The organism is Plectonema radiosum NIES-515 (assembly GCF_025753815.1).
GTDB lineage: Bacteria > Cyanobacteriota > Cyanobacteriia > Cyanobacteriales > Nostocaceae > Hassallia > Hassallia radiosum_A.
The window spans coordinates 20,239-27,048 of the sequence record NZ_JAOWRF010000066.1 but is presented as its reverse complement, the minus strand read 5'-3'; the positions used below and the strand labels follow the sequence as shown (position 1 = coordinate 27,048).

Annotated in this window: 8 protein-coding genes; 4 read left to right on the top strand and 4 right to left on the bottom strand. The window is 41.9% G+C overall.

Features of this window, described 5'->3' with window-relative positions:
• Positions 1-842: 842 nt before the first annotated feature.
• On the bottom strand, positions 843-1,328 hold the full coding sequence (locus tag OGM63_RS04355; RefSeq protein WP_263744278.1) for an allophycocyanin subunit alpha-B: 486 nt from the start codon (positions 1,326-1,328) through the stop codon (positions 843-845).
• Positions 1,329-1,403: 75 nt separating this feature from the next.
• Between OGM63_RS04355 and rlmD the strand changes: the two genes are divergently transcribed.
• Entirely contained in the window at positions 1,404-2,828 is a 1,425-nt protein-coding gene (rlmD, locus tag OGM63_RS04350; RefSeq protein ID WP_263744277.1) for a 23S rRNA (uracil(1939)-C(5))-methyltransferase RlmD, read from the top strand.
• Between the two features lie 120 nt (positions 2,829-2,948).
• Here rlmD and OGM63_RS04345 read toward each other — a convergent pair whose 3' ends face one another.
• Complete coding sequence (locus OGM63_RS04345; protein ID WP_263744276.1) at positions 2,949-3,128, bottom strand: hypothetical protein; 180 nt, start codon at positions 3,126-3,128, stop codon at positions 2,949-2,951.
• 115 nt (positions 3,129-3,243) lie between these two features.
• On the opposite strand from OGM63_RS04345, the gene OGM63_RS04340 reads away from it, so the two are divergent.
• The gene (locus OGM63_RS04340; RefSeq protein ID WP_263744275.1) at positions 3,244-3,693 is read left to right on the top strand and encodes an ATP-binding protein; all 450 of its coding nucleotides are present in this window, start codon (positions 3,244-3,246) and stop codon (positions 3,691-3,693) included.
• Between the two features lie 112 nt (positions 3,694-3,805).
• On the opposite strand, the gene OGM63_RS04335 is transcribed toward OGM63_RS04340, so the two are convergent.
• Positions 3,806-4,087 carry a DUF6439 family protein gene (locus OGM63_RS04335; RefSeq protein WP_263744274.1) on the bottom strand — a complete coding sequence of 94 codons (282 nt, stop codon included), beginning with the start codon at positions 4,085-4,087 and terminating at the stop codon, positions 3,806-3,808.
• A gap of 138 nt (positions 4,088-4,225) precedes the next feature.
• Here OGM63_RS04335 and OGM63_RS04330 point away from each other — a divergent pair, with 138 nt between their 5' ends.
• Both OGM63_RS04330 and asnS read left to right on the top strand, forming a co-directional pair.
• Entirely contained in the window at positions 4,226-4,588 is a 363-nt protein-coding gene (locus OGM63_RS04330; RefSeq protein WP_263744273.1) for a sll0565 family protein, read from the top strand.
• A 2-nt stretch (positions 4,589-4,590) separates the two neighbouring features.
• Positions 4,591-5,982, top strand: a complete 1,392-nt coding sequence (asnS, locus tag OGM63_RS04325) for an asparagine--tRNA ligase (RefSeq protein WP_263744272.1) — start codon at positions 4,591-4,593, stop codon at positions 5,980-5,982.
• Positions 5,983-6,123: 141 nt separating this feature from the next.
• On the opposite strand, the gene OGM63_RS04320 is transcribed toward asnS, so the two are convergent.
• On the bottom strand, positions 6,124-6,753 hold the full coding sequence (locus OGM63_RS04320; RefSeq protein ID WP_263744271.1) for an Rpn family recombination-promoting nuclease/putative transposase: 630 nt from the start codon (positions 6,751-6,753) through the stop codon (positions 6,124-6,126).
• Positions 6,754-6,810 lie beyond the last annotated feature (57 nt).

The following is a 6,810-nucleotide window of genomic DNA, read 5'->3' as shown; positions in this document are numbered from 1 at the left end:
ACCTTCATGGCTTTCATGAGCAACGCTTGGGGAGATGAAACCTCTACTCAATAAGAGCGCAAGCCTGGTTGAGCAAGTTATGTCTGAGATTCAAGAATCCCCGTGCGTTTACGCCGGGGAGTGTCAACGAAGCCAGATTTTCTATAAGTTATGTGAAAATAAGTTTGTGTTTAAGCGATCGCACAACAAAATTGCTTGTAAATAAAAGCGCGATCGCTCCCTATTACACATAGGAGTGGAAAACAATGTAGAGACGTAGCACAGAATAGTCTCTACAAGGGTTAATGTGTAGATGTTTATAATTTTTAAAGAAGTGTAACAAGTATTACAATTTAAAATTGCACAATATGCATTAGCTAGCTTTGAACTCATAAATTTATTTTTTAGCCGAATACAGTTTGGTTGCAACAATTATGTGATGAGAATCACAGATGCCCATGATTAAGATCGTGTTCCAAAAACGGGCAAACCAGCATAATTACATATAACTGAACTCTAGCCGAGTCATTAATAGGGAACACACTAATTGCCGACAGCCTTTTGAAGAAGTCTGTCGGTTTTTTCTTGGCTCGTAGTTCGTAGTGAGCGGTTTACCTCTCATAGCAAGGATTTTAAGGGATAGAACCGCTTACTACGTTTAAGAGCTTTTATCCCACATTCCAGTACTTAAATAAAATTTCCCCACAACCTGCTGGTAACTTGACAGAAATTCTGCCAGAGCCACTACCAAGTGTGGGGAGGGTATGATCAAATTAGAGATTTTATGGATGTTAAGTGTTCAGATGTTGCACTCTCTCTAGTAGACCGTAAGTGTACGCCATTCATTAACCAATGCTGGATGATTATGACATCGATTGAATGACGTAATCGAAGTAGGGGGAAGCTTCGGCAGCGTCTTCGGCATTGAGTAAGTCAAGGGAGGCTTTTTTCAGACAGCCGATCGCTTCTACCATTCCTGGTACGGGAACACCTAAGGAATTGTACATTTCCCGCACGCCAATCAAACCAATTTTTTCAATTGGTTCTTTGTCACCGGCAAGCACACCATAAGTAACTAGGCGTAAGTACCAGCCGTAATCGCGGATACATAAGGCACGCTGACGCTCTCCGAAAGCGTTGCCTCCTGGAGCGATAAAGTCAGGACGCTTTTGCCAAAGCTGTTTGGTTGCTTCCTGAACTATCTTTTTCTCGTTCTCAGCGAGGGTTGTGACAATCCGCATCCGCTGTGAGCCGGTTTGCAAGAAGTCTTTGATGTTTTTGAGTTCACCACTGCTGGGATAACGCAGTTCGTCGTCGGCTTTGAGAATAACTTGGCTAATTACAGTCATGATTAGTAAAATCACGCGACATATTATTAGTTAGTTTAACTAGTCTTAGGTACACAAATAAAGGGAGACAAGAAGGTGTCGATTAGAGAATTGCTTCACACTGATGAAGATGATTCAGCCAAATGGCAACAGGGAGAGTTAATTGAAGTTGAAATTACAGACTTGAGTGATACGGGGGATGGTGTGGGACGTTTCGACGATCGCGTAGTTTTTGTTCCCGATACAGTACCAGGCGATCGCGCTATTATTCGCTTATTACACGTTAAACCCAAATACGCCCACGCCAAGCTGCATACCTTATCGCGACCATCTTTAAGACGCATCCGTCCTAGTTGCATTGTGGCTGACAAATGTGGTGGTTGTCAGTGGCAGCATATCAGCTATGAGTACCAACTTGAAGCCAAACGAAATCAAGTTATTCAAGCTTTAGAACGAATTGGCGGTTTTGTGCATCCACCTGTAGATCCAGTATTGAGAGCACCTTCAGCTTTCGGTTATCGTAATAAATCTACATATCCTGTGGGAAAATCGGCAACAGGACAAGTTCAAGCTGGTTATTACCAAAAAGGCAGCCATCAATTAGTTAACTTAAATCAATGCCCTGTGCAAGATGCACGATTAAATCCATTACTTGCCGAAGTTAAACAAGATATCCACACATCACAATGGCAAGTTTACGACGAACGCCGTCACACTGGACAAATACGCCATCTTAGTTTACGCATTGGGCGACGCACTGGGGAAATGTTGCTGACAATAGTTGTCAAAGATTGGAATTTACCAGGAATTGAAAAGCTTTCCGCAGTATGGTTAAAACGCTTTCCCGGATTAGTGGGAGTCTGCTTAAATCGAAATAGCGATCGCACTAATGCGATTTTTGGTAACGAAACCCGTTGTATTGCCGGAATTTCTTATCTGCGAGAACAATTCGCTGGATTAGAATTTCAAGTGCGTCCAGATACGTTTTTTCAAGTTTACACCGAAACAGCCGAGGCGATGACGCAAGAAATTCAAAAAGAACTGAATTTGCAAGGAACTGAAGTGTTAGTTGATGCATATTGTGGTATTGGAACTTTAACTTTGCCTTTGGCTAAACAAGTCCGTAGTATTACGGGGTTAGAAGTGCAAGCCGAAGCTGTAGAACAGGCTATTTTAAATGCGCGAAATAACAATATTAATAATGTGACTTTTGTTGTCGGCGCAGTTGAAAAATTGTTACCACAAATGGACATTTTGCCTGATATTGTGTTATTAGATCCTCCACGTAAAGGATGTGGGAGCGATGTCATCGAATCTTTAAGGCGTAAGCAACCCCGTCGCATCGTTTACCTTAGCTGTAAAGTAGCCACCCTCGCTCGTGATTTAAAACTACTTTGTGCAGATGGAATGTATACTATTACACGAATCCAACCCGCTGACTTTTTTCCTCAAACCGCTCATGTGGAAGCAGCCGCTTTTCTAGTTTTATCATCACGCTCGCAAGGGTATTTAGCCCCTTGACAAAACTCAAATTTTTAATTTGTAGTCTAGTGCATAGGAAAAATGCTAAAATTGAATTAAGCTAAACATAGAATTCATTGAATTCCATTTCTATAAAGAAATTAAAGTTGTATGGGTTACTCATAAACTTGAATTTGGTTGTTTAAATCCCCAATCGGCAGGTAAAAGAGTATCGCTATACTCTTCTACATTATTGAAAGCATTTTTATTTGCTAACTGCATTATTAAGGTTTCTATTTGCCGTTTTACATTTTTCAACTGTAATTCATGAAGAGAACCGATGCTCCAGAGTATTTTCACAACTTAGTTTTGAAGACGCTAGTTTGAAGGCAGCACGATCACCTCAACTCATATCAGGGTGCTTTTGTTTTGCAAACTGATGTCTAGCTAACTGAAGGCTATGGGGTTTATAAGAGTGATTACCATTTCGCTCCGTCCAGTTGGACGCAATTGGGGCACAATTAGTTTCGCCTCAACTCTATATCTCTGTCCAATATTAGATTTATTATTGGCAGAAATTCCTGTGAAGTTGCAAGCTGAACTGCGACTGGGACTTCAAGAAGCCCTAGTCAATGCAGCTAAACATGGCAATCATCTCGATCCAGGTAAAACAGTAGTAGTGCGTTTTTCCTTAATAGATAATCAGTATTGGTGGATTATATCAGATCAAGGCAGCGGATTTAGTCCATGTTGCACATGCGATCGCGATCCCACAGATTATCTACCCCCAGATGAATCAGAAAACGGTCGTGGTATGACTCTCCTGCATCATATTTTCGATCAGGTAGAGTGGAACCGCAAAGGCACAGAATTAAGACTTTGCAAACAGCTAGAGAATCGACCGAGATTATCTCTGCGACGCTGATCAGAGGAAACGGGGAGTGGGAGAGAGGGAAAGGGGGGGAATTAAAAGAGATTTCCCCACACCACGCTTCCCCCACACCACGCTTCCCCCACACCACGCTTCCCCCACTCCCTTATCCCTTATCCCCGTGACTTGGACAGGGTGGTGCGGAAATAGAGCGATCTAACCAACCAGATGCTTGTTCTAATCTAGCAAGAGCTTCAGTTGGCTGATTTTTGAGGAGAAACACAAGAGCGGCAGCAGCTTGTTCAGTGGCGCGGGAATTGCGGTTAGACTTAAGACGATGCCAATCGTTAGGAGAAATGCTCAACCTCTCCATGAGAGCTTGGGCTAATTCTATGGTGCTTAATTCGTCTAATTGACTGGTTTTAGACAACTGGGTGGATTGGGACATAATATTAAGTGGTGAGTGCTGAGTTGATAGTCCACAGTCCAAAGAGTCAAGAGTCTATAGTTAATTGATCATTGACAGTTGACTATTGACCATTGACCATTGACTATTGACCATTGACTATTAGTGTACTACTTGTAAATGAAGCCGCCTAAACAACCGCCAGAGCCAGAGTCAAATCAAGAGTTAGAATTTGAAGAAGAATTACTGTTCTTAGAGCGATCGCTTGTTGAACTTAAAGAACGCTACACGCAAGTACAACGCGATCGCATCTCTAAGGCAGAATATGAAAAACGTCGTCAAGAACTTAATAAAAATAAACATTACACTCCAGAAATCAAAGCTGAGTTAAAGCACATCAAACAGCAGTTAGAAGTGCTAGAAGTTAGCTTAGAAAGCCAGTTATTTTCCTGGAAAAGCGTCAAAAAACCTTTTTGGCAAACTATCCGCTTTGGTGGATTGGGGGTTATCATAGGCTGGATATTAAAGTCCTATGTTGGGTAACTATGGTAAAGCGACGGATAGCAGAAATATTGCGAAGTGGTCAACCTGATGAGTCTCTTTTAATTCAAGGCTGGGTACGGACAAAACGCGAGTTGAAAGGATTTTCTTTTATTGAAGTTAATGACGGTTCATCGCTGGCTAGTTTGCAAGTTGTGATGAATCAAGATTTACCAGATTATGAAGCTAATTTGAAAAAGCTCAATACAGGTGCTTCGCTGGAAGTAACAGGGGTACTGGTTCCTTCCCAAGGTAAAGGACAGCGAATTGAGTTGAAAGCCGAAATGGTGAAAGTCTACGGTGAGGCTGATCCCGAAACTTACCCGCTACAAAAGAAACGGCATTCTTATGAGTTTTTGCGGACAATTGGACACTTGCGATCGCGTACCAATTCCTTTGGTGCAGTTTTCCGCGTCAGAAACGCTTGTGCGACAGCAATTCATCAATTTTTCCAAGAACGCGGCTTTTTGTGGGTACACACACCCATCATCACCGCTAGCGATTGCGAAGGAGCGGGTGAACTTTTCAACGTTACCGGTTTGAACCTAAAAGACATTCCCCGCACCGAGAATAACGCCGTAGACTACGCTCAAGACTTTTTTGGCAGACCGACATATCTAACAGTTAGCGGTCAATTAGAAGCCGAAGTCATGGCAATGGCGTTTAGCAACGTTTATACTTTTGGTCCCACCTTCCGTGCGGAAAATTCTAACACGTCGCGCCATTTAGCCGAATTTTGGATGGTTGAGCCAGAAATGGCTTTTTGCGATTTAGAAGGGGATATGGATTTAGCTGAAGCGTTTCTCAAACACGTTTTCAAATATGTGTTAGAAACGTGTCCGGAAGATATGGAATTTTTTAATCAACGAATTGATAATACAGTGCTGGAAACAGCAGACAACATTATTAATAATGAATTCCAACGTTTAACTTATACAGAAGCAATTTCCCTATTAGAAAAAGCTGATGTCAAGTTTGAATATCCGGTAAGTTGGGGTTTAGATTTACAATCAGAACACGAACGTTATCTCGCGGAACAATTATTCAAAAAGCCAGTTATCGTGTCTGATTATCCAGCAAAAATCAAAGCGTTTTATATGCGCTTGAGCGACGATGAAAAGACAGTACGAGCAATGGATATACTCGCACCGAAAATAGGCGAAATTATCGGGGGAGCGCAACGGGAAGAACGCTTAGATGTGTTGGAAAAGCGGATAATAGCGCAGGGAATGCAGCCAGAAGATTTGTGGTGGTATCTTGACTTGCGTCGTTATGGAACCGTACCTCACGCTGGTTTTGGCTTGGGTTTTGAGCGGTTGGTGCAATTCATGACCGGGATGGGGAATATTCGCGATGTAATTCCGTTCCCCAGAACACCGCAAAGTGCGGAGTTTTAGTTTGATAATTTGAAAACCAGGCAATTATAAATCGCGTCTACACAAACCAAGTCCGTCTGCACGGACTAATAAAAACTTTGAAACCCGCGAATGCGGGTTTTGCTTGTATAGCCGCATATTTTATGAAGCGATTAGTTCAAATTAAGATTTTTGAATCTCTTCTTGTAAAACTTGAATTTGCTCAAGAGATAATTCAGTAACTTGGGCAATTTGCTCTAAACTCATTCCAATTCGCAGCAGATTTAAAGCCATCTTTCTTGTTGTTTCGGCTTCGCCTTCGGCTTTGCCTTCTTCTAGGATTTGTTGATAAATGACTGATTCGCGCATAATCTCACTCCTGAAAATCTTGCTAATTACATTTTTATTTAACACCAGACCTGCTAGAATGCCACTGGCAGCAGCTATATTTCTTTGTACCTGGCGATCGCTAATTGCTTCAACTGCGATCGCGACTTGGGTTAATACCATTGTAGGATCGTTTGTCTGACTTAGCACGGCAAAGGGTAACAAACCTGGAATACTCATAAATCTGTCTGTCGGTTGTTCCCACAGACGTATTACTTCAAACTGGTGGTAAGTGTTGTTTAATTTAAAACTGTTTTCACTGACTAATTCTGAACTTGTTTTTCTCAAATAGATTACTATTTGACGCATTTCTTTGTTAGGAAAGCGGCGATAAACCCTAACCCGATAATCTAACATCCTAAAGGGGATATCTTCATCAGCATCGGTTTGAAATTCGGTATGCAGATTTCTCTTGTCTTCTTGCAAAATTGGGATGCTCCCATAGGATAGCGAATTCTACGGTTTCGTGGTTATTCGGGAGTC